The organism is Streptomyces xantholiticus (assembly GCF_014651015.1).
GTDB classification, from domain to species: domain Bacteria; phylum Actinomycetota; class Actinomycetes; order Streptomycetales; family Streptomycetaceae; genus Streptomyces; species Streptomyces xantholiticus.
Window position 1 is genome coordinate 136520 of record NZ_BMWB01000013.1, and the last position, 23356, is coordinate 159875.

At 69.6% G+C, this 23356-nt stretch carries 11 protein-coding genes and 1 pseudogene; 4 read left to right on the plus strand and 8 right to left on the minus strand.

Annotation, left to right across the window (positions count from 1 at the left end):
- Positions 1-10: 10 nt before the first annotated feature.
- Complete coding sequence (locus IE198_RS20185) at positions 11-577, minus strand: winged helix-turn-helix domain-containing protein (protein WP_189888548.1); 567 nt, start codon at positions 575-577, stop codon at positions 11-13.
- Between the two features lie 1565 nt (positions 578-2142).
- Here IE198_RS20185 and IE198_RS20190 point away from each other — a divergent pair.
- Both IE198_RS20190 and IE198_RS20195 read left to right on the plus strand, forming a co-directional pair.
- Positions 2143-2481: a helix-turn-helix domain-containing protein gene (locus IE198_RS20190; RefSeq protein WP_189888550.1), complete on the plus strand. Its 339-nt coding sequence runs from the start codon at positions 2143-2145 to the stop codon at positions 2479-2481.
- A gap of 242 nt (positions 2482-2723) precedes the next feature.
- Positions 2724-2927: a cold-shock protein gene (locus IE198_RS20195; RefSeq protein ID WP_053751759.1), complete on the plus strand. Its 204-nt coding sequence runs from the start codon at positions 2724-2726 to the stop codon at positions 2925-2927.
- Between the two features lie 460 nt (positions 2928-3387).
- On the opposite strand, the gene IE198_RS20200 is transcribed toward IE198_RS20195, so the two are convergent.
- Positions 3388-3948, minus strand: coding sequence for a hypothetical protein (locus tag IE198_RS20200; protein WP_189888552.1), 561 nt, complete (start codon positions 3946-3948; stop codon positions 3388-3390).
- A gap of 222 nt (positions 3949-4170) precedes the next feature.
- Here IE198_RS20200 and trhA point away from each other — a divergent pair, with 222 nt between their 5' ends.
- Complete coding sequence (gene trhA / locus IE198_RS20205) at positions 4171-5001, plus strand: PAQR family membrane homeostasis protein TrhA (protein ID WP_189888554.1); 831 nt, start codon at positions 4171-4173, stop codon at positions 4999-5001.
- 65 nt (positions 5002-5066) lie between these two features.
- On the opposite strand, the pseudogene IE198_RS20210 reads toward trhA, so the two are convergent.
- Positions 5067-5405, minus strand: a pseudogene (locus IE198_RS20210) (SpoIIE family protein phosphatase); the annotation flags it as partial.
- Between the two features lie 302 nt (positions 5406-5707).
- On the opposite strand from IE198_RS20210, the gene IE198_RS20215 reads away from it, so the two are divergent.
- Positions 5708-10987 carry a sacsin N-terminal ATP-binding-like domain-containing protein gene (locus IE198_RS20215; protein ID WP_189888556.1) on the plus strand — a complete coding sequence of 1760 codons (5280 nt, stop codon included), beginning with the start codon at positions 5708-5710 and terminating at the stop codon, positions 10985-10987.
- A gap of 177 nt (positions 10988-11164) precedes the next feature.
- On the opposite strand, the gene IE198_RS20220 is transcribed toward IE198_RS20215, so the two are convergent.
- From IE198_RS20220 to pglY, 5 genes are read right to left on the minus strand one after another with little or no spacing between them, the layout of a single operon-like run.
- Positions 11165-13327: a DEAD/DEAH box helicase gene (locus IE198_RS20220; RefSeq protein WP_189888558.1), complete on the minus strand. Its 2163-nt coding sequence runs from the start codon at positions 13325-13327 to the stop codon at positions 11165-11167.
- Entirely contained in the window at positions 13327-14652 is a 1326-nt protein-coding gene (gene brxD, locus IE198_RS20225) for a BREX system ATP-binding protein BrxD (RefSeq protein WP_189888560.1), read from the minus strand. The genes IE198_RS20220 and brxD overlap by 1 nt, the downstream gene beginning before the upstream one ends.
- Positions 14653-14698: 46 nt before the next feature.
- Complete coding sequence (locus tag IE198_RS20230) at positions 14699-16450, minus strand: AIPR family protein (protein WP_189888563.1); 1752 nt, start codon at positions 16448-16450, stop codon at positions 14699-14701.
- 40 nt (positions 16451-16490) lie between these two features.
- Entirely contained in the window at positions 16491-19388 is a 2898-nt protein-coding gene (gene pglZ, locus IE198_RS20235; RefSeq protein ID WP_189888565.1) for a BREX-2 system phosphatase PglZ, read from the minus strand.
- Positions 19385-23284 carry a BREX-2 system ATPase PglY gene (gene pglY, locus IE198_RS20240; RefSeq protein WP_189888567.1) on the minus strand — a complete coding sequence of 1300 codons (3900 nt, stop codon included), beginning with the start codon at positions 23282-23284 and terminating at the stop codon, positions 19385-19387. The genes pglZ and pglY overlap by 4 nt, the downstream gene beginning before the upstream one ends.
- Positions 23285-23356: the final 72 nt, after the last annotated feature.

Below are 23356 nucleotides of genomic sequence, written 5' to 3' on the forward strand. Positions count from 1 at the left end.
GGTGGTCTCCTCAAGGACGGTGGAACGGTGGGGGGTTGGGGCTCTCCTGCTGGTCGGGCACGTACTTGTAGCCCACGCGCCGTACGGTGACGATCCGGTGCCGGTGAGCCGTGCCGAGCTTGCGGCGCAGGCGCGAGACGTGGACGTCCACCGTGCGGCCGTCGCCGATGTGCTCGTAGCCCCAGATGCCGGCCACCAACTGCTCGCGTGAATGCACCTGGTGGGGGTGGCGTACGAGATGGGCCAGCAGCCCGAACTCCAGGTAGGTGAGGTCCAGTTCGCGTCCGTCCACCTCGGCGACATGTCGCGCGGGATCGATGCGGACGGCACTGCCTCCCGCCTGCACGGGAGGTGAGTCCGTGTAGGCGACCGGCCGGATCTCCGGCCGTGTCACGTCCTTGGCGAAGAGCCGGGCGGGGTCGGTGCCCTCGGGGACGAGCACGAGATAGCCGACGAGGGGTGCGGAACCGTTTCCCTCGTCGCCCTCCCGAGCGGTGTCGCCCACGAGGTGGAGATGGCGCATGTCGGGGAGCGGCGAGTCCGATGGAGTGGCCTGGGCCGGAAGTGCCGTGGTCATGGCGGTCGTCCTTCAGAAGTGCGTCGGGCCGTCAGGCGCAGCGAATTGGTTCGCCTGATCGCCCGGGATGAGGGAGAAGGAGCGGAGTGGCACGCGCAAGGTGTGAGCCGCGTGCCTCAGACGCGACAGCATGCGGCGCTGACGACGTGACCAAAGTCGACATGCCGACGACGAACGAGTCGTTGCTGAGTGTGGGCCATGTGCATCATCCTGCGCACGCGCTGGGCGGGCCGTCAATGCTTTCCTAGTAAATCGATGGGAAATGTAGGGAAGCTGACACCGCGGGTGGTCGTCCGCATGGGCGGGTTGCCCACGATCGAGCCGGCCTCTGTCGCGAAGAACCAACGGCGCTACGGACGAAAGCCACCCGCCAGACGTGACGGCACGGCACGATCCGCGGCAGATCGTCGTCGTGTCCTGGCCGCGCGGGGCTTTGGGGCGTCTCGGGGCGGGTCGGCTGCAGAGACACCAGCGGGCCGAGCGCCGGTCCCGATCCGGGCCGTGGTTGACGAGACCTCGTCGAGGCGCTGACGCGGCAGCAGGAGCGCCGGTCTGTGGATTGCGGCCCGGGTACCGGTGTGCACGGCTCCCAAGAGCTGCACGATCATCGGGCCGGGATCGTCAAGGCCGACGCAGGCCCTCGTGTCACGCCGGCCAGTGATGGCCGGTATCTGCCGACGGCAGCCGCGGCGCCGCCGGCGGCGCCGCGGGAAGCCCGACGCGCTGCGCGGCTGTGGGGCACTCCGGGCGCCAGACCTGAGGTTCGGGGCTGCTCCGACCATCCATGGGTCAGGGGAGGCGGGTTACCTCATCCTCGAGCGGCTGGAAATCTATGCTCGCCAGAGTAGACATTGGGTGGTGGTGTGGTTATGGTTTCTCTCGTAGCCGAGATCGAGCAAGGCCCGGCAGAGATGAACTGCCGGGCAGCAGTACACGAAGTTCGCAGGACGGTGCGGTGGTGGAGTTCCGAAGCCAGGGTTGTCGCAGGACGGTGACGGGACTGACGACCGGACCGGGTGGCCCGCAGTGATCAGGGGCCGCCGTGAGCAGTACCGCAGCTGACGCACTGTCAGTTCATGGCTGCGGTTGTCGGTACCAGCAGTGCAGCAGTCAGTGGTTCCTCGGTAAAGGCGTCGGCTGCGGGCGCGCGTGCCGGGAGGTTCGGCAGTGGGGTTCTGAGCCAGAGCAGATGCAGGACGGGCGAGGGGCCGGCTGCCGAAGAGTGGCGCTGCGACAGGCCACCAGTAGTTCGCAGTATCAGCAGTACAAGCAGTACGCAGTACCCGTTTGGCAAGTGATTGGTTCAGAGGAAAGAACGGAGGACTTCAGCGCCATCAGGATCGCCCGGGCGGCAGGCCTGAGCCCGGGTACCGCAGGACATCGACAGGTAGGTGGTCTCCGGTCACACATCCGCGATCCCCGCATTCCCCGCCCTCTCCCGGGTGGGCCTGCGGAACAAGTAGGCCGGCGCAGCACTGGGGCCGGCAGATGGTGTAGCAGTTCCTTCGGGGCCCTGGTGCCAGTACGGCACCAGGGCCCCTCCACGCGTTCCACAGAGAGGTGCAATGACAGCAGACGATTCCTTCGGCCGTCTCGACGACGACGATTACCCCGCCTACACCATGGGTCGAGCTGCCGAGATGCTCGGCACCACCCCCAACTTCCTCCGCGCCATCGGCGAGGCCCGGCTGATCACCCCGCTCCGCTCGGAGGGCGGCCACCGCCGCTACTCCCGCTACCAGCTGCGCATCGCTGCCCGCGCCCGGGAACTCGTCGACCACGGCACCCCCATCGAGGCCGCTTGCCGCATCGTCATACTCGAAGACCAGCTTGAAGAAGCCGAGCGCATCAACGCCGAACACCGCCGCGCCGCCGGATCACCCAACCCCCCGGCCGCGGCATGAGATGAGCGTGCCCGCCGGGTATCGGCGGGCGCGGCACGCACGGTCACGGTGTGCGGTGTGATCATTCCTGTGGTGACGTGGTGTGTAGGCGTGTAGCGTCTGCAGCAGCTGTCGTGGTTCGGAGTTCCCCTTGCCCACGCTTTTGGCGTGGGCGTTTTGCTGTGCTGTGCCGCACGAACCAGGGCGATCACCTCCGCCTTCCACATGGAGTGGGAGGCGTTCATCGACTGGAAGGCATGACTATGGCTACGGGAACTGTGAAGTGGTTCAACGCGGAGAAGGGTTTCGGCTTCATCGCCCAGGACGGGGGCGGCCCGGATGTCTTCGCGCACTACTCCGCGATCAACTCCTCGGGCTTTCGTGAGCTCCAGGAGGGGCAGATCGTGACGTTCGACGTCACCCAGGGCCAGAAGGGCCCGCAGGCCGAGAACATCACCCCGGCCTGACCCTCAGCCCTTCCCGCGGGATCGCGCACGCCGCGTCCGGTGACTGCCGCAGCCGTGCGGCCCGTGCTGTCAGCCGGACAAGGGGACCCGCTCTCGCGCCAGGGCTGGATGGGACCGTGGTGCACAGGATCAGGGCCGCGCAGCAATGGCTGCGCGGCCCTGAGCCGTTGAGGCGGATCCGGGGCGGGCGCGACCTCGGCCGGGGACTCCCTGGACCCGGTCGCTCCCAAACGTTGGCCCGGCTCGCTCGGTCGCCTCACCGTACAAGTGCCGATCGGCCGGGCGGCCACGCTGCGGTCCAGGTCGCCGGCGCGCAGTTCGTCGGCTGTCCGGCGACCAGGGTTGCTCGGAAGGTGCAGGAGCACCGAACCGGATGCGTTGGGATACGGGGCCGGGACTGCGCGCCACGTGCCGGCTCGGGCGCCACATGCCTGGCGCGGCTGCCTGGAGGAGCAGACGTTCAGACGCTGGTCCAGGCGTCGAGGAAGGCTTTCCGTCCAGCCGGATCGTCCGAGCCTGCCTCTGCATGCAGGACGCGCCAGGCGGTGAGCTCGAGATCTCGGAGCCACAGTTCTCCGATGACCTGTGTCTTGAGGTCGGGAAGATGGTCGGACTCGGCGAGGGCCTGACCGATCACCTCCCCGGCGGCGACGCGCTGGGGCGGGGTCATCTCGTCGACGGCCGAGAGGATCTGCCGGGCCAGGGCAATTCCTTCTCCTGCCAGGGAACGCAGCACCAGAGCCTTGATGTTGACGGGTAGTAGGTACGCGGTGCCCGAAGACCGCCACAGGTCCGACCAGAAGCGTTCTCCTGCCTTGGTGGGCGCAGGCAGCGCGGCCAGCAGCCCGAGGAGATGACCGGTGGCCGCGTAGCCGTCGGAGTGGGCAGCTGCGACGACTGCGATGCCGGCGACGCCCTCCACGTCGAGATGGCCGGCTTCGAGATGCGACGCCAGGCCCAATTGGTGTTCCAGCTGGTGTGCGAGGGGGGCGGATACGTGGGGGCGGATCTCAGGAAGCATCGGCGATCCTTGCGCGTAGGCGAGCGGAGATGCCCGTTCGTGAGCCCTGATCGTTCCCATGACCAGCCGATCTACTCGGCTTCGGCAGGCGCAATCGGCGGCAGCCTCAGCAGGGCTGGAGTCCACAGGGTGGCGAACCGGCCCATGCCCGGCGACGTGGCCCCGGGATTCTGGGCCGACCTCCCACCATGATGTCGGGGTGAGGTCTCCTAGCATGATCGCATGGTTGCCAGTGACGCCCAGGAGTCCGAGGGGGGACGGGAAGCCGTGTCCCGCGACGCCGCTGAAGTCGAATGCAGTCACGTCGCCTCATCACATGGAGAACGCCGTGAAGACGGGCTGCCCTGCGAATCACAAGGTGGCGATGCAGGGGAGAAGGCCAGCTCGGTCGCTGCTCTGGTGGAGCGGGCGGCCGACCTGGTCGAACCGATCAAGCCGAGGCTGCGTGGCTGGCTCCATGTCGGAATGGTCCCTGTCGCACTGATCGCAGGCGTCGTACTCATCTGCCTGGCCCGTACTCCGCAGGCGGCCCTGGCCTGCGCCGTGTATTCGGTCACCGCCTGGCTGTTGTTCGCAACGAGCGCCATCTACCACCGCGGTACCTGGGGGCCGCTCGGCGAGGCTCTGCTGCGACGCCTCGACCACGCCAACATCTTCCTGATCATCGCCGGCACCTGCACCCCCTTGGCCGTGCTCCTCCTCCCGCCGGATCAGCGGTCCGTGCTGCTGTGGGTCGTGTGGGCGGGCGCGTTGACCGGCATCGTGTTCCGGGTCCTGTGGATCGGAGCTCCGCGCTGGCTGTACACCCCGTGTTACCTGGCCTTGGGGTGGGCACCGGTGAGCTACCTGCCTGACTTCCTGCACACCGGCGGAGCAGCCGTACTCGTCCTGATCGTTGTCGGCGGTCTCCTCTACAGCGCGGGCGCGGTGGTCTACGCCCTCCAGCGGCCCGACCCCTCACCCCGCTGGTTCGGCTTCCACGAGGTCTTCCACGCGCTGACCGTGGCGGCTTTCACCGCGCACTACGCCGCCATCTCCCTGGCCACCTGCTGACCTGCTCGGCCTGCGCCTGCGGCGGCGGCCAGGGGGTCGGCCGAAGCCGGCTACCGGTCCTCGAGTCATCGCCCAGGAGTGGTCCGCGCCGTCCGTGACGGTGCGGAGGCGTCGGCGAGGTCGGCACCGGTGTCGGCGTCCCGCCGGGAGTGGCCCGACGCCGTGCCAGTCCAGGCACATGACGGTCGTGTCACCCTGCAGGTGGCCGTTGTTGGAGTCGACGATCGCCGCGATGAGGTACGGGCGGCCTCGCGGGGATGCAGCGCGCGGGTGCGGACGATCAGGTCGGACAGATCGAGGCTGTTGGCGTGGCGCTCCAGCATGCCGTCGGTCAGCATCACCAGACGGTCGCCCGGCCGCAGGTCCAGGGACTGGACCCGGTAGGTATGAGGGGCATGGAAGCCGGATCGTCTGACACCGGAGATCTGACTCTCCGCAGTCGCCCACAGAACCAGGGTCAGAGCCGGCGCCGAGCCGGACACGGTGCAGCTGACGCCCGCAGAGTTCCAGCGAGCAGGGGAAGCACCGCGCTTGTCTCCCGGTGAGAGCAGCGAGGGTGGCCTGGTATCCCCATTGGTTACCCAATATGGGGATGCACCAGAAATCGTGACCCCCAATCCGGTTGGATGGCATCGCCAGGCCTGGCTCCTGGCAGGCACACGGACGCACGGGTGTGCATGAACGAGGGGGAACAGCGATCACATCTATGGGGGACGCCGCAGAGGGCGACGGATTCCGGGCGGCCGTAACCGCTCTGACCCGGCGGCGGATCGAGATCTACAGGGACGCGGGCGAGACATGGCGGTTCGCCGAGAGCCTGAAGTCCGTCAGCGAGGACACCGCCCAGGAGTACGAGGGCCGCACGATCCTCGAACTCGTCCAGAACGGCCACGACGCACTCGGACATGTCGGCCCGGGAAGGATCGCCGTCCTGGCGGTCGCCCAGGAGAGCGGCAGCGTCCTCTACGTCGCCAACGAGGGAGCGGCGTTCGCCGAGGAGAACTTCCGCGCCATCACGGAGCTGGCCCTGTCGAGCAAGGCGGCGGGCGAGGGGATCGGCAACAAGGGCCTCGGTTTCCGCAGCGTGCTGCAACTGACGGACTGGCCGGAGATCTACTCGAAGTCCTCGCCCGCTTCCCCCGACTTCGACGGCTACTGCTTCCGCTTCACCAGGCCCGAGGACGCGCGGACCCTGGTGGACGACCCGGCACTCGCGACACGGGTGATCGAGGACATCTCCCCGCTGGCACTGCCGGTACCGGCCGACGTCACCGATCCCGTACTCAAGGAACTGGCCGAGGACGGGTACTCCACGGTCGTCCGGCTGCCGCTGCGCAATCAGCATGCCTGGGGACTTGCCGTGGCACAGGCGGAGGACATGGTGAACGGGGAGGCGCCGCTCCTGCTCTTTCTCGACCGCGTGGCCGAACTCCTCGTCGAGGTGCGCGACGGATCAGATGCTGCTTTCCGCCATGTCCTCTCGCGTGCCGAGCGCACATCGGACCTGGTCACTGCGTGCGAGTCCGACTGGGTACGGGAGGTCGATCTCGCCGGGGCGGGGCGCTACCTGCTGGCACGTCGCACACTGGATTCCGAGGCACTGAGCGGAGCGATCAGCCGCAGCGTGCAGGCGCGCGAGATCGACGCCGCCTGGGAGAACTGGGATGCCGAGGCGTGGGTGGCAGTCGCACTGCGACTCGACGCACCGCTCACCCACGGCCGCATGTACACCTTCCTGCCGATGGCCACAGGCGTCCACGCCCCGTTCCCCGGCCACGCCCATGCCCCGTTCTTCACCAAACTGGCCCGCCTCGACATCAGCGAGGCCGTCGCCCTGAACGCTTTCCTCCTCGACCAACTCGCCGCACTGACGGTGGACCTGAGCAGGCGCATTCGCTCGGAGACCCCGCATCTCACCGCCGCGGACCTCGTCCTCGACCTCATGTGCTGGGACGTACCGGCCCGGCTGGACTCGGCCCTGGACGGGCGGCTCGCCACCGAACCGATCGTGCCCCTGCACGGCCGGGAGGCGTGGGGCTCGTTGCAGGACTCCTACGGATGGCCCGACGGCAAGCGCTCCTGGCGCGTTCTCACCACCGAGGCACTCACGCAGGCCGGAGCCGACCTGCTTTCCCCGTCCGTCGGCCCTGTCCGTCACACGCGTCTGGACAAGCTGTGCAAAGCCGCTCTCTCCAGGCCCTTTCGCCCTCCGGCGATTCTGGCCGCCGAGTGGGTCGAGACCGTGGCCGGGTCACTGCTTGGCGGCGCGGAGCCGGCAGGCCTGGTGTGGGCGGACTTCTACAGTGACGTGGCCCACGCGTTCGCCCGGGACCAAGGTGTGTTGCGAGGCCGACGCATCATCCTCGACCAGGACTTACGGCTGAGAAGAGCCCTCGGCGCTCGGACCGAGTCCGGGCAGCAGGACGCGACCGTCTTCTTCCACCCCGACCCCGACGACATCCCGGACGGTGACGCCGTCACCCGGGTCCCGGGTGACCTCAAGGCGCTCCGGCGCCGCATCTCCTTCACCCACCCGGCGATCGCCTGGGACAGTGCCGCGCGTGGATTCCTCGAACGCAACGAACTGGTGCGCCCCTATCAGTTGGACCGCGTCTTCGACGCGCTGGACGACCTGCTCTCCGAACGGCCCTCGGAGGCGCTCAGCCGCGACGCCCTCACCTTCACCTTCCGGCAGTACCCGCTGCTCACCCAGGCCCAGCGTCGCCGACTGGCCCGTATCCCCTTCCGGTTGCCGCTGACCGCCGACGGCCGGTGGGGCAGAGCCGCACGCTGTTCCTTCTCATCCGCCTGGGGCACCGAGGGGGCGCGGCGGCTGGAGCGATTCCTCGCTGAGGGAGGAGCCCGGATCCCTGCCCTGGCGGCTCAGCGGGACCAGTGGATCAGCGGTCCCGACGACTGGCCCGCTCCGGTTCGGGACCGGGCGGCCTACGCCGAGTTCCTGGAGGCCCTCGGGGTGTGCGACGGACTGAGGCCCGGAGCTGTCGGGGAACGACTCGGGGCCTGCCAGGGATATGAACTGCGTCCATCGAGCCTCGCCGTGCGCCTTGGACTTGAGGACGCTCTCGCCGATGTCTGGTCCGCCGATGTCAGGAGAGGGTGGACCAAATTCGCCCACCCCTACACGCCGTACGAGTTCAAGCGCGCGCCCGCTCACCTGGAGGGAGCGACCGAGGTCGCCGGGCTCGGCTCCGCCGCCCGGCGCGAGTTCGCCGAGCTGCTGATGCACGGACTGCGTACCTGGGGCGAGGAGGTTCTCACCGTTACCGTGCACAGGCCCACGTACCCCTTCAAGGACTCGCATACCTGGCCTACCCCTCTCGCCTCCTATCTCCGAAGCTTGGCCTGGCTGCCGGTGGAGGAACCGGACGGCCCTTCCTTCGTCGAACCCCGTCGGGCTTGGTTCAGCACCGACGGTGAACTTCCGTCCTTCGTGCCGGCGTTGCCCTTGTCGACGCGGCGCCTGCTCACTGACAGGACCGTCGTCGAGCGGATGGTCCGGATCGGCCTTCGTAAGTGGGACGATCCGCAGCACGCCGGGGCGGCGGTGAAGCAGCTCGGCGACGTGCTCGACAAGGGCCATGTGCCTGAGCACCTCAGCGTCTCCTTCAAACGGCACTACGAGCGGGCGTGGTCGCACATCGCGCGGACGGGCCGGTGGCCCTGGGCGCCGCAGGAGGAAGTCCGTCTCGTGGTCAGCCGCACCAACGTGCTCGGCACCTTCGCACCGTCGGCCGACGAAACACCGGTCATCGTCTGCGACGAGGCTGATCCTCTGAAGGAAGCACTCATTGAGCTGGCGGGCCATCCCGTCCTCGTCGCTCCGGCGGAGGCCGGTGACACCGTCGTCCGCCTTGCCGAGGTGAACGGACTGAAGACGGAGCGCACGTCGGTTACCCACGTGCAGGTACGTCATCGCGACGGCGCTCCCATTACGCCGTCTGGGCAGACGCCGGTGTTCACCATGGGACGGGAGTGGCTGGTCACCGTGGTCGCTCTCACGATGGAACTCAAGTCCGGGGCGTTCGTGCGCCCCAGCGAGCGCAGTGTCCGTGCCGCGCTCGAACGACTTCGCACCCTCCGCGTCGTGCACGCCGACGACGTGGAGATCGCCATCTCGGGGACGCCGACGGAATCACCGTCGACGACGCGCGCGCTGCCGCTGCCGGACGACGAGCACCCCACGGTGGTCGTCTGGAGGTGTGACGAGGGCTGGGACGAACTGCAGGCGGCGACACCCGCCGTCGCGCAACTGCTGGGCAGGCCGTGGCTGCAGGACGCGCTGGAACTGGTCCTGGTCAAACTCGAGCGGAACTTCGACGGCAGCAGTCCCACGCTCATCGACGACACCGTCCTCGCGGCGGCGCTGGACACGACCGAGGCCAAGGTCACCGAGATCCGGCGCAATCTCACCGGCGACGTGCAGGACACGGTGAGACTGCTCCGCCCGGTGCTGGCGTGCCTGACCGCCGACGACTGGAACGAGGAGGGCGCCCACATGCTCAGCCATGCGGCCGGCGAGCGTGAGCTCGTCGAGATCATCGACCGGTTCGCGCCCGGTCTGCCGCTGCCGTCGGCCGACCTGGTGGCCCTGGCCCGCTCCTGCACGAAACCGGCCGAACTCCGGGACGAACTACGGCTCGACTTCCAGCAGTTCAACGCCGCATTGGCCTCCCTCGGCCCCGGGTACTCCCCCGATTATTACCCCGACCGCCATGAACAGGTCTTCGGTGACTTCGTGCGCGCCCGCTCCGGGGCTCTCCTCGACCGGCTCCGCGAGCGATACGCCGCCGCCGTACAGCAGGGTGAGGACATCTCCGGCTACGCCGCGGCCCGCGGTCTCCACGACCTGCAGCCGGACCCGGACTGGCTTCCCCGCTTCATCACCCCGCCCGAGGAGGCGATGCACAGCAGAGTGCAGGAGTGGCTCCGTGCGCACGGAGCCGATGACGACCTCGAACGGCCCACCGGGCTCAAGCCCGTCGACCGACTGCGCGCACTCAACGCGGCCGCCCTCGACGCGCTCGTGGCGACGCTGGCTCCCCTGGTAGCCGCATGGTGCCGCCGTCACGGCGTCCAGGTGCCCGCCGGGTGGCACGGGGCGGCACTGATGGAATGCAGGAGCCTCATCGACGGAACCGGGTTGAGCGACCTGTTGCTGCTGAGCGAAGAACAATTGCTCGACACGGTGCAAGGCGCCGTGGGGTGGCCCGCCGGAATGCCGCACGCCGCGGATCCCGCGGTACTGGGGCTCACCGACAAGGATCTCACGCAGGCGACAACGCGGCCCCACGGCTCCGGCGGCTCGATCGGCCCCGCTCCGCGCACGATCACCATCGGAGACGCCGAAGTCCGGGTCGGACGCGACCAGTTCTCCGTGATCGCGGACATCGCCTCGAAGACCATCTACGAAGCCTTCCTCGCCCAGTCGGGCAGGGTGCGTCTCGACAACGTGGCCGGTGTGCCCCAGCCACGACGCGGAGGTGCTTCCCCCGCCAAGCCGCGTATCGTCGTCGCCAAGATGTCGCAGACGAACGAGGACCAGCGGTCCGCCGTCGGCCTCGTCGGGGAGGTGGTCGCGCGTGCCTGGCTCCAGCGCCACTACCCCGACGTGCGGTGGACCTCGGGCTACGCGGCCGTCATCAACGACGACCGTGAGGCGTCAGACTCCCTGGGATACGACTTCGAGGTGGCATGGCGGGGTACGACCCGGTTGTACGAAGTGAAGGCACTGAGCGAACCGTGCGCCCAGCGGGTCGAGTTCGAGCTCGGAGCGTCCGAGGTGGACGCGGCCCGCCGCCACGCCCGGGACAACCGCTACCGCATCCTGCTGATCACCTCGGCCCTCGTCCCGGAGGAACGGCGCGTGTTCGAGCTGCCGAACCCGTTCTCCGCCCAGGGACGCGACCGCTTCAGGATCGTGAGCCGGGGGCTGCGCTATCAGTGCTCGCCTTTGGGGAAGGGGTAGCGCACGCCGACCCGCACTGACGAAGTGGCTCACCCCTTGATCCTGATGAGCCGTCACGCGGACGGGACGTGCAGGTCGTACGTTCGCTCGACGGGGTGCCCCGAGGGGTCTCGCCTGGAGCCACCGCGGGGGGAGGACGAGGGACACGCCCCTGTGGGAAAGCGGACGGTACGCAGGTCACTGGCCGGTTGAGAAGCGCTTGGGTTCCGCGAGGACGGCGCGCGCGCCGTCGAAGTCGGCGAGCCGCGCCGACAAGGTCGCCACAGCCAGTCGTTGGGGGAGCGCTGCTGAGAACTTCAGGCCGCGCACCGCCCGCGGGTCGACGTCGGGCAGGACGAGCGCAGGCCCGGCCTGCACGGCGTCGAGCGCGGCACGCCACATGTCCGGGCTCAGATCCTCCCGCAGCCGCAGGTAGCAGTCCGTCGGCCGCTGGACCGGGTCGGCGATCGACGACAGTGTCGCGCTGAGCGTCGCATTGGCCCGGTACCCCGCCCACGTCCACCAGCGGATGTCGTTGCCGCGCCGCGCGATCAGCGTCCCGCCGGGGTGGACGAGGTGGGGGGCGTCCTCGTCACGCCACTCCTGGAGGCGGACTTCGGCTCGTCGGGTGAGTGTGACGGGCGGATCGGAGCCCAGGAGAACGTCCCTCATGGCGCGCGTCAGTTCGTACGAGAGTCCGGCGAGTGTGCCTCCGGACCACTTGGCGATCCCGCCGCTCTCGACCGGCTCGACGAAGACCCGCTTGCGTCCCCAGTCGATGAACGTCACCTGCCAGCTGCGGCCCGCCAGCAGAAGTAGGCGCGGGCCCGGACGTTCCTCGGTGAGTACGGACGGATCCATCCGGCCGATCTCGGTGCGGCCGGACAGGACGGTGAACTGCGGTGGTGCGGTGAAGGACGCGGTCAGCTCGATGAAGTGGCGCTGTCCGAAACGGTGTTCGGCCTCGGGGCCGATGAACAGCATGCCGCCGTCGGTGTCGAGGAAGCCCTCCTCCGTCAGATGGCGCAGGATGGGAGCGGCCGAACGGTCGAAGGGAGCCAGGCCGTTCCACTGCTCGGGCCACATCTGGTCGCCCAGCTTGTGTTCCTGGAGCGCGGCGGCGAGCAGTTGCTGCGCCACAAGATGGCGTGGTTCGGGCGGTGCGACGACCGGTTCGACCCAGCCGCGGCCCCACAGGAGCAGCAACGCGGCGGCCTGCAGAAGGGTGTCCATCTCGGTGGCCAGGAACAGACAGTTCCGGGTGCTTCCTGTGCGACGCCCCGTACGGCCGATGCGCTGGAGAAACGAGGCGACGGTGCCGGGCGCGTCGATCTGGACGACTCTGTCGAGGTCGCCGACGTCGATGCCCAGTTCCAGGGTGGACGTGGCCACGATGACACAGTCACGCGCCTCGGCGAACGCCTGCTCGGATCGGGCCCGCTCGTCGGCCGACAGGGAGGCGTGGGAGAGGAACACCGTGACGTCGCGTGCCCGCAGTGCTGCGCCCAGCTCTTCGACCTGCCGCCGGGAGTCGCAGAACACCAGCCGTTTCTCGCCCTTGTGCAGGGCCGCGATGACCTTGGCGGCGTTGGACAGCGAGCCTACGTAGTCGAGTTCGACCTCTCCGGGTGGAGGCCCGGCCCCGTCGTCCACAGGCACTTGGGCGGACGATGCCCCCGAGGGCGCCGTGAGTCCCGGAGCGACGACCTGCCCCGCGCGCCGGCCGGCGCCGGACCCTTGCAGCCAGGCGAGCAGTTCTCGGGGGTTTCCGACGGTCGCCGACAATCCGATCCGCTGAATGGGATGCCCGGTGACTCGCTGGAGGCGTTCGAGGACTGCCAGGAGGTGCCAGCCCCGGTCGTCGCCCGCGAACGCGTGCACCTCGTCGACGACGACCGCCCGGACGTCCCCCAGCAGGTGCGCGTGATCGGTCTTCACGCCGATCAGCATGGCCTCCAGCGACTCTGGTGTCGTCAGCAGGATGTCCGGCCTGTCGGTACGGATGCGTTGGCGCTGTGACTCCTTCGTGTCGCCGTGCCACAGGGCTGCTCGCCGGCCCAGCCATTGCGCGTAGCCATCGACGCGGGGAATCAGGTTGTTGAGGAGCGCCTTGAGGGGGCAGAGGTAGAGGACCGAGGTGCCGGTCCAGCCCTGCGCGGACATGGCCGACAGGATCGGCAGGCAGGCCGCCTCGGTCTTACCGCCCGCGGTGGGAGCGAGCAGTACGACGTCCTCGCCGTCCAACACCGGGTCGATCGCGGCCTGCTGCAGGGGCCGCAGGTTCGGCCAGCCGAGCGTGTTGACCACGTGGTGCAGGATGACGGGGTCGAGCCGGTCGACGGGGTCTGCGGTGGGCGCCATCACAGCTCCAGGTCGATGTCGCCGGCCGACGGCGATGCGGCCAGGTTCTTTTCGACGTCCGTGAGTTCCTTGCTGTCCACCGTCAGCCGGTAGTGCTGCCGTGGGTCGAAGTCCGGGAACTGGTCGACACGGTCGAGGACGTCGCCCACCAGCTTCTTGAGGAAGAGCCGCGGTGCGACACCCACCTTGCCGCCGAGGGCTCCGCCCACCGCACGAGCGAGATCGGCGACGTACGCGTCGTCCGCAAGAGCTCTGATCCGGTCGGGGGAGTCGGCCCCGGACGCGTAAAGATCGCGGATGGTCACCCCGAGGTCGGTCAGTGACTCCAGGGTGAATCCGGACAGGCGCAGCTGGACCGCCCGTGGGTTGTCGAACCGAGGATCGGTCGTGAAGTCCGTGGCGAGTCGTTGGGCGAGCGGCGGAAGCCGCTGCACGCCCTGCTGACCGTCGAAGAAGGCGGGTGTGCCGGTGATGACCAGATAGAGGCCGGGGAACCGCCCGGAGTGGACTTCGTCGATCAGTTGCCGCAGCGCGTTGAGTGCCTTGTCACGGGCGTCCGACCGCACGCGCTGCAAAGTCTCCACCTCGTCCAGCACGACGAACAGCCCTCGGTGGCCGGAGTCCCGCAGGACGGTGAGCAGCCCTTGCAGGAAGCCCAGGGCACCGAAGTGGTCCAGGTCGCCGCGTACCCCGGCGGACCGGCGGGCCGCAGCAGCCACATGGGGCTGCCCGCCGAGCCAGGCGAGGACGGCGGCCGCTGTCGACTCGTCGCCCGCGGCGAGTGCCGACCGGTAACCGCGCAGCGCGGCCGCGAAGGACGGCGCGTGCCGCGACACCTCGCTCAGCCGGGCGGCCAGCAACTCCTCCACCGCACCACTCAGATCGTCCTCGTCGGCACCGGCGGCGAGGGCGTCCTCCTCCAAGGCGTAGAACCAGGCGTCCACGACGGGACGCAGCGCGCTCGGCGGGAAGCTCGGGGTGGAGAGCCGCTCGGTGAGACGCCGGTAGACGGTCTCCAGTTTGTGCAGCGGAGTCTCCGTCTCAGAGATCTGGATCTCGGAGACGGCGAAGTTGCGCTGCTTGGCGCGTTCTCCGAGCCAGCGGGTGAAGAACGTCTTGCCGGAGCCGTACTCGCCCCGTACGGCCTTGAAGACCGAGGCACCGGAGGCGACCGCGTCGAGTTCGGCGTCGAGCGCGGACTCGAAACGGTCAAGGCCGGTGGCGAGGAGATCCAGGCCGCTCTCGGGCACCGCACCGCGCCGGAGCGCGTCGAGGGCGGTGCGCCGCCGGACGGCGGAGACGGGAGAAGGGCGAGGATCGATCACTCGCCCATTGTCCCATCCGCGCCGGGTTGTGGACCGGGCTCCGAGGTCACCTGGGACGGCGCAGGCTGCCGTATCCCAGGTTGGCCGTGAGGTAGGTGACGAAGTCGCTGCTCTTCGCGGTCCTGTCGGCCCCCGACCGGCTTTGTCGCTGGAATGCGTCGAACTGCTCCTGGAGTGACGCCCACAGCGATTCGAGGCGCGTCGCCGTCGGGAAGACGTTCTCCCGGGCGGCGTTGTTCAGGGTTTCCGGCTTGCTGAAGACACGGCCCACGAGGTCTACGGCACCGAGCATGGCGAGGTGGAAGCGGAGGTTGGTGTGCAGTGATCGGGCGACGGGATCCGATGCCGACTGCAGGAACTCGTCCACCTGCCGTTGCACCTTGGCCAGCCACAGATAGACGGGGAGTTCCGTCTTGTCGGAGAAGACGCGGCGGTAGTCCGTGTCCGACTTGAGCAGGCTGGACGGCCGGGCGCGGGCATAGTCGGGCTGTCCCAGTGCCATGGCCATGACGGACTGCGCCAGCAGGGGGATGCTGACGATGCGGTCGGCCGACTTGCCCTGATTCCGGTAGAAGTTCTTGCGCCGGTCGTAGAACCAGTCGTGTTCGAGGAAGTACGACTCGATCTGCCGCTGGATGTCGTCCGTGGCCCGGAGAGAGGCGACCGGCACGCTCGTCTGCCGGTTGGTGGCCCGGATGACCAAGTCACGGGCCGCCTGGTCCACCGTGACCAGGATGCGTACCTGCACCAGCCTGTTGAAGACAGGGTCAGCAGGATCACTCACGTAGAGGTCGTTGAGCGTCTCGTGCAGGGTGTACGAGGTCTGGAGACCGTTGACTATCTGTACGTCGGAGAGGCTGAGCCGCTTCCCGACCGAGGTCGCCTGCGAGCACACGATGGTGATGCCGTTGTTGAGCCACCAGAACTCGGGTGCCTCCGGGTTCTGGAGAGATGCCGTGATCTCACGGTTCACCTCGACGTTTCCCTGATAGTCACGAACGTTCCAGTCGAAGATGTGGGACTTGATCGCCCCGGTCTCGTCGCTGAGGAAGTCTATGTACTCGCCCAGGGAGACGAGCGCGATGTGGCTGGTGCCATGGGTGATGCTCTCCCGGTACGGAAGCTCCAGGGTGTACGAGGGGAGGGTGCTGGCACGCTTCCAGAGTTCCGCGGGGCCCAGGAACTCGACTTCGCCCGTGGAGATCGCGAAGGCATTGGAGAACTGCGCTTCCAGAATCTTGGCCTTCGCCTGGACCTTGGGGTGTACCTCGCTCGCCTCCCCCCGTGTCACGTACGAGAACTTGATCAGCACGGTCGGATGGCGGGTGAGGAGCCGCAGCAGCGCTGTCCTGAACAGCCTGAAGCGGGCGAGGAGGTCCTCGGTGTAGAGCACCCCGACGGTGGCCTCGTCGACCTCCATGTCCAGGAGGTTCGCGCACGTGGACGCCACCTTGTCGAGGGCGACTTCGGAGAAACCGGGGCTCGTCTTGGCCTGGACGAGCCAGAGCGTCAGCTGGGTTCCGGCCTCGACATTCGAGATGACGGAATTCGGCTGGACGATCTCGCTGTCCTCATGCAGGAGCCGACCGCCGAGGAACACGTACGCCCCGTCGATGCCGCCGTCGTTCGCGCCACCGATCACACCGGCCTCGATCTCCTCCTCGGAGAGGCCGAAGCCGTGCAGCGCGTGTTCGCTTGCGAACCTCTCGAAGGCCGCGTCGAACGAGAGGGGGACGGCGCGGGCGCTGCGTCGTTCCTCGATCATCTGGTTGATCAGCACACGGTCGTTGGCGCTCATGGCTCCCGGCTCATCGGTGTGGAAGACGGCGGACGGATCGTCAGCCCAGGTCGAACTGCATGCGCAGCAGAGGGAGGTCGAGACGGACGGTCCGGCCGTCCGGCAGCGTCTCCAGGACCTGCACTCCGTCGTAGTTGAGCAGTTGGCGCAGGATCGCGGCGAACCCGTCCGCTCGGGTCACCGGGTAGGACACGCGCTGCGCCAGCGCGGACACCGGCAGTGTGCCCCCGGCGTCGAGCAGGGCCCGGATCGCCCCTTCCACCTTGTCCAGGGGCGGCTTGCGCGCGAGCAGGCCGATCTGGCCCTGGAACGCCTCCGAGGCGATGAGGGCCGCGATGAGGGTGTCGTCGGGACCGACGGCGGTGGCGGTCAGCAGCGTGCCCTCGTCGCCGGACGCCGGGACCACCGCGACCTCGAACAACGAGTCGTGCGTACGGGCCAGCCGGGCCTGGCTCTTCGTCGGCTTCTGCCGTGCCTGCCGCTTCGAGGTGGCTGTCGGGACGGATGGGACGGTGGCGGGGCGGGCCGCCGGCTCCTCCAGCAGCCACCACGTCGGCCGCTGGTCACCCAGCTCCCGCCAGGACGCGGGAGGCGCCGCTCCGAACGGCAGCAAGGCCAGCACAGGGATGGTGAACTCGGCCAGGGACGCCCCGCCGTGGTAGCCGGCCTTACGGGCGGTGTACCGGGAGTCGGCGTCCCACAGGGCGACGATCGATCCGCCGGGCTGCGGCGCGACGACCCGGGGGCCGTGCAGCGCGACCTCCGTCGGTCCCACCGCACCGTCCGGGGTCCGGTGGCGGGCGGACAGCGGCGAGCCGGTGTCCACCTTCATCCCGTGGCGGTCGACGACGTGCCCGTGGTCACTGGTGATGACGACCGCCATCCCCTGCGAGGCGGCGATCCGCAGCAGATCCTCAAGACCAGGGATGTGCACGGCCTGCCAGGCGCCGTCCCCCAGCTTCTGTTCCTTGGCGAGCCGGTCGTCGATCGCGTTGAGGACGACCGCCACATGCGTGCGGCCGTCCATGAGCGCTTCGGTGAGCGCGGGGCCGAACGTGTCCCCGGCGCTGTCGGCCCTCAGGTCGTCCTTGTGGAACACGGCCGCCGGCGCCCCGCCCCAGAGCGGGAGGGCGGGGAACAGGCGGGCCTCGTCCTGCTGCGCCCCCTGTGTCAGCCTGCCCGCGAACAGCGACGTGCGGGACACGGAGGTGAGGGTGGGAAGTGCCGCCGCCATGGCGCGGCGGCGCGCAGCGCCTTCGGCTGCCACCGGATCGAACTCGGCCCAGGATGCGCGCAGTTCCTCGCCGAGTTCGGTGGCGATGGCCGCGCTCATCCCGTCCAGGACGAGCAGCAGCACGCGCCGGTCGGCGGCGCGGACGACCGGCTTCACCACCCGGTCCAGGAACGTCTCCACCGTCAGCATCCCGCCGGGATCGGTTCCGGCCGCGGTCCAGGTCGCCAGGACGCGGGCGAACGCACGGTCGATCTCGTGGCGCCGCTCGCGCACGCGCACGGCGAGCGCGTCGTAGGCGGCCTTCAGCCGGTCGTCGAAGTCCCCACCTGCCTCGATGTGCTCGAGGGCACGGTCCACCCATCCGGTCTCCGTGAGGTGCCGCTCTATGCCTCCGCCCACGTGGGGCGCCTCGACCCCCGGCTCTGTGGCCAGCCACTGGACGAGCCGCTGGGCCATGCGGGTCCGCTCGATCCGTGACCGGACCTCCGGTCCTTGTGCACGCCGGTGTTCGCTCAGCGAACGCACGGCCGCGTCGAGCGGTCCCGGTTCACCGGCTGTCAGGGCCGCGCCGACCGCGGTGAGCCTGGCGTCCAGGCCGGCCGGCAGGAGGGGACTGGTCATGGCGGCGGCTTCCGCGCCGAACTGGCGGACCAGTACCGACGCACGCTCGAGCACGGTGTCGCTGGTCCGGCGGGCCTCCCGGGCGTCTTCCGAGCCCGCGGTGCCGTCCCTGGCGGCTGAGGCGAGGAGTGTGGAGACGTACTCCTCCGAGGCCCGGCCGAGGGCGGCCGCCATGGCGTCGAGCTGTTCGCCCCGCGCCGGGGGCCGCTCTCCGAACCAGCGCTCCGCGCGACCGCGAGCCGTGTAGACGGCCGCGTCCGGTTCGGCATGGCACCACAGCGCGGCGCAGACGAGCCCGAAGGCCACCGCGTCCGGCCCGTGCTCGGCCTCGACGAGGGCCAGGAGTGCCCGCCCCGCGAGTCCGGCCCGGTCGTCCTCGCCCAGGAACTCCGCCAGGCCGTCGCGTTCGGCGCCGCGCAGTGCCAGGAAGCCCTCCGGACGTCCTGGAAGCAGCGACCAGCCCAGCAGCGCGTGGGTGTCGAGGCGGTCGGCGGACGTGGTGTGGTCCTGACGGGCCTCCTCGTCCTGGTAGCTGCCCAGCCTCAGGCGCCGCAGCGCGAGCGCGGACAGCGCGGTGCCGCGCGACAGGATGCCGCCTCCCAGCCGGGGCCAGCCGCCCCTCGGCGGCGCCGCGTCCAGTAGGGCCTCAGCGGCCCATTTGTCGTCCCTGAGCCGCTGGTCGACCTGATGCGCTCCGAACGCGTCGCGCACCACGTCCCAGCTGTCCACCGTGTCGATGCGCTTCTTGTGGGCGCGGGCCAGGACGGCGGGGTCGAGTTCGTTCTGCTCGCGGTCGGTCAGCACGACGAGCAGGGCGGGGCCGGTCGCCGTGTCCGACAGGTGCCCGAGCAGCAGTTCGTGCACGGCCAGCGGGGACGGTGCCGCCGCGATCCGGGCCGACAGCCCGTCGCCCCAGGCGTGTTCGGTCGGCCCGTCCCACTGCGGCGCGGAGCGCAGCAGCACGGCCCGGCGCTGGTCCCGGCCCGCGAGGGTGTCGGCGAGAGAGCTCTGGGCCGACAGGTACTGGGTGATCGCCGCGAGGTTCAGCCGCACCGCCACCGTGCTGGTCGTCGCCGTGCTCATCCTTCGACGACCCGCCAGGTGATCTCGACCGCGATACCGGGTTCACGCGCTGCCAGCTCCGCGATCTCCGCCTGGAGTTCGGCCACCGCCTTCGCCGCGGTCGTCCGTCCGCCGCCGGAGCGCTTCACCCGGCCCGATTTGGCCGGGCTGGTGCTCGTGCTCGGCGTCTGCTCGGGGACCGGTGGGTGGCTCGTCGGGGTGTCGAGCGGTACGTCACCGGGACGTGGGGCCGGGGGAGCGGGCGGCGGCGCAGTCGGCGTTGCGCGGTTGCGCTTCACCAGTGCCAGCACCTCGCGCTGCGTCCTGGCCAGCGCCTCCTTCAGGTCGTTGGTCCGCTGGTCGCTCTGGGCGGCGTTGCGCAGGGACTCCAGCAGGGCCTCTCCCTCGGGGCCCTCCGAGGTGGCCAGGTCGAGGGTGGTCCAGGACGCCGTGTCCAGTGCTTGCGCCACCGCGCGTGCCTGCTTGATCGAGGTTCCGAACCGGTCCGCGCCGACCTGGCCGAAGTCGAAGGCGGCCAGCGCCTCGACGGTCCTGCGGGCTCCGGCGGCGCCCTGGCCGGACGAGCGCGTGAGTTCCTGGAGCAGTTCGACGGCCCGCCGGGCGAGGGCGAGGCGCCCGCCCTCGGCGGTCTCGTCGAGCCGGAGGAAGCCGGCGTGCCGCTCCAGCTGGGTCACCAGCTCACGGGCCGCCTCCTGGTGGGCACTCGCCTGCTGGGCGATCTGCCGGGCGAGCTGGTTGACCATGCGGCCACGTCGCAGCGTGGGCGCGGGCTCACCGAAGACGGCGGTGAACCTCTGTCGGGCGGCCGACCAGCCCTCCTCGGAGGGCAGCGGCTGGCTGCGCAGCGCGTCATGGTCCTTGATCTCGTTCAGCGCGGGTGCCGGGTCGAGCGGCGTGCCCGCGCGCACCCACACCCGGTCGTCCATCTCGGCGAACGAGGCCACGACGAGCCGGGCGAGGAAGCCCGGCAGACCGCGCGGTGTCGGCCGGTCCGTCCAGTCGGTGAGGGTGATCAGGCTGAGGTCGCCGGTCATGCCCTGCCCGCGGGCGAGCTGCCGGAAGTGGTCCGCCCAGTACTCCGAGACCTCGAAGTACGCCTCCTTCTGCCGGCCCAGCCGCAGAGGGGTGGCCACCCGGCGCATCAGGTTCCGTTCTGGGGCGGGGACTTCGGTGCGTCCGTCGCGGGCCTCGGCGGCGGCCCGTACGTGCGTGAACACCTTCCTGGCGTCGGCGGGTCTGACGACGGTGCCGTTGCCGTCGGGGTCGAGGTTCGGGTGGTCCGGGTACTGGCTCGCGAGCAGCTTGCCGGCGATGTGCCGGATGCCGTCCCGCAGCGACTGGCCGAAGGACAGGGTCAGCCCCTCGACCTCGCGCAGCGACTTCAGATGGTCGCCGAACCCGAGCTCCACGTCGGTGGCCTTCTTGTCCGCCAGGCCGTACGCCTGCTTGAAGGCCGCCTTCACGTTCTTCAGCAGCGACTCCCGCTGGGTCTCCAGGAGCCCCTTGGCGCGGGCCCGGTTGTCGGGGCTCAGGTGGCCCGCGTACTGGCCGTCGAACCGCTGGCTGTCGGAGAGGGCCTTGTCGATGACGACGAGGCGGCGGAAGTCGGCGTACCGCTGGCTGGAGAGGTGGGTGGGCAGCCAGGCGACGCTGCGGGACGGTTCGCCCTGCCGCTCACGCAGCCGCTGCATCCGGTTGGCGTCCTCGCGCGGCCCCCACTCGCTCTCGTCGAAGGGGAGGTCGATCACGATCCGCCACTGCCCGTCCTGCTGGGGCATCAGGTCGTGGTCCGGCAGCTCGTCCTCGTCGGCGACATTGCCGAACACCACCTCGACACTGCGCTCCGTGCCCCGCCACGCGAAGCGCAGCTCGTTGATCAACTGCTCCTGGTCGATACCGAGTTCCTCGACGAGGATCCGCTTGGCGAGGGCCTCGCGGTTGCCGGGGTTGTCGTTGACGTTGGCATTCGCGATCACCGAGTCGACGTCGACGCCGGACAGTTCGAGCCGGACACCCGGGTTGGCCTCGGTGCCGGTCTCCTTGATCTCGGGGAAGCGGCCCGCCCACTCGGAGATCTTGTTCTTCAGGATGCCGTACTCGCGGCCGGGGATCGGGGCGACCACGGAGCCGTAGTTGAGCGCGGACAGACGGCGGACGGTCAGGTCGGACAGGGCCGGGACGCTCGGGGCGAGTGCCGACAGCAGCAGCGTGCCGACGATCCGGTTGTCGCCGGTGAACTGCTTGATCCGGGCACGCAGTTCCGGGTCGGTGACGCTGTCGGGCCGGTGGGCGTACTGCTCGACGTCCTCCTCCGTGACGTTGTGCGTGAGCAGGAGGTACGGCCGCAGCTTGGTCCGGTACAGCTTGTCGGCCGCCTCGAAAACGACCTTGAGGCTGTCGGTGAACGGCTTGTCGCCGCCCGCCGTGATCAGCGGATACAGGTCGCCGACCGGGATCAGGTCGCCCAGCCGCAGCTCGGCCCGGTGCTCGGCGAGCAGCTGACCCATCAGCTTCATGCCGGTCCGGTTGCGCTGGAGCGCGGACGACACGTGCACGAGGGTGTCCATGAACGCCGGCGAGAAGGGGTAGGTCAGCCGGAAGCTCTCCTCGTCCGCGCCGACCCCGTCCGCACCGCGGTCGGAGCCGAGGAGGGTGTCCCACACCTCCTGGCGGATCCTGCGGGTCTTCTCGAACTCGGCGTCGACGAGAGCGGCGGCCTCCTCGTCCTTGGGCCTGAGCAGGCGGGCATGCGCGACCTGGGGGAGATTGCGGTCCTCCAGCGTGATCTTGTCGAACCGGCCCGAGGCCAGGTTGAGCGTGTCCTGGATGGACGCCTCGGCCGCCCCCGACACCTCCTCGCCGACCAGCTCGCGCAGGTCGCGCTGACGGGCGATGAACGAGATCACCGGCACGGCACGGCGGGCGTCGCCGCCCTCCACGAAGTTGGTGATCTTGCCGGCTTCCCGGGCCACGAACTTCTGGTCGTGGATGAGGGTCGCGAGCCACAGGATCAGCTCGTCCATGAAGAGGATCAGCCCGTCGTAGCCGAGCGACTTGGCGTGCTCGGCGATCACGGACAGGCCGGCGTCGAGCGAGACGAACCCGTGCTCGTCCTCGGCGGCGTTCTTCGCGAAGCCCGGCAGCAGGTGCGTGCTCGCGTCCTGGACCAGCCGCGCCCGGAGCTCCGCGGGCGTCGACGGGCTGACCAGGTTGAGCGCCTGGCCGCCCTCGTGGACCTCCTCGGCGGCGAGAGCGGTGTCGAGCAGCTGAGTCGTCCAGCCGAACGCCTCGCCCCACTCGTCCTCCTCGTCCGCCGTGCCGTCTCCGCCGTCCGCCGAGGCAAGGCCGCCGATGACCGCCTGGTCGCCCATGCGGGACCGCATCGACCGGATGTTGTCGAACAGGGCGTCCGTCCGGTACACCTGCGGCGTCGGAGCGTCCGGGTGCAGCTTCTTGATGTGGCTGACGTACCCGCCGAGGACCCGCTGCTCCAGGGCCTTCGCCCCGAGCATGTGGTACGGCACGAGCAGGAACCGCCTGCCCTCCGTGCCGAGCCACTCGTGCTTGGTGAGCACCGGGTCCAGGTCCGTCCGCGAGCGGGCCGCCGGTGCCCCGCTGAGCAGCGCGTGCAGCACCGCCATGAAGTGCGACTTACCGGAACCGAACGACCCGTGCAGATAGGCCGCCTTCGACGTGTGCCCGTCGAGCGCGGCCCGGATCAGCCCGAGCGCCTCGTCGAAGTTCTCCAGCAGCCGTTCCGTGACCACGTAGTCCCGCAGCGCCCGCTCGGCACCCTGAGGGGTCGTCGCCTCCGAGAGCTGGAGGACGAAGTCCGACGTGGAGATGGACTCCTTGATGTCGATGACATCGCGGAGCAGGGGCGGCTGCTGGACCATGAACGATCACTCTCCGACGGGCGGCTGCGCGGGCTCATCCGATCGTATGGCGTACCACTGACAGCAGATGAC

Coding starts and splice junctions, on each gene's coding strand:
- IE198_RS20230 (WP_189888563.1), bottom strand. CDS start 16,450: ATGAGCGCCAACGACCGTGTGCTGATCAACCAGATGATCGAGGAACGA.
- IE198_RS20215 (WP_189888556.1), top strand. CDS start 5,708: ATGGGGGACGCCGCAGAGGGCGACGGATTCCGGGCGGCCGTAACCGCT.
- IE198_RS20200 (WP_189888552.1), bottom strand. CDS start 3,948: ATGCTTCCTGAGATCCGCCCCCACGTATCCGCCCCCCTCGCACACCAG.
- pglZ (WP_189888565.1), bottom strand. CDS start 19,388: ATGAGCACGGCGACGACCAGCACGGTGGCGGTGCGGCTGAACCTCGCG.
- pglY (WP_189888567.1), bottom strand. CDS start 23,284: ATGGTCCAGCAGCCGCCCCTGCTCCGCGATGTCATCGACATCAAGGAG.
- IE198_RS20195 (WP_053751759.1), top strand. CDS start 2,724: ATGGCTACGGGAACTGTGAAGTGGTTCAACGCGGAGAAGGGTTTCGGC.
- trhA (WP_189888554.1), top strand. CDS start 4,171: ATGGTTGCCAGTGACGCCCAGGAGTCCGAGGGGGGACGGGAAGCCGTG.
- IE198_RS20190 (WP_189888550.1), top strand. CDS start 2,143: ATGACAGCAGACGATTCCTTCGGCCGTCTCGACGACGACGATTACCCC.
- IE198_RS20185 (WP_189888548.1), bottom strand. CDS start 577: ATGACCACGGCACTTCCGGCCCAGGCCACTCCATCGGACTCGCCGCTC.
- IE198_RS20220 (WP_189888558.1), bottom strand. CDS start 13,327: ATGGCGCCCACCGCAGACCCCGTCGACCGGCTCGACCCCGTCATCCTG.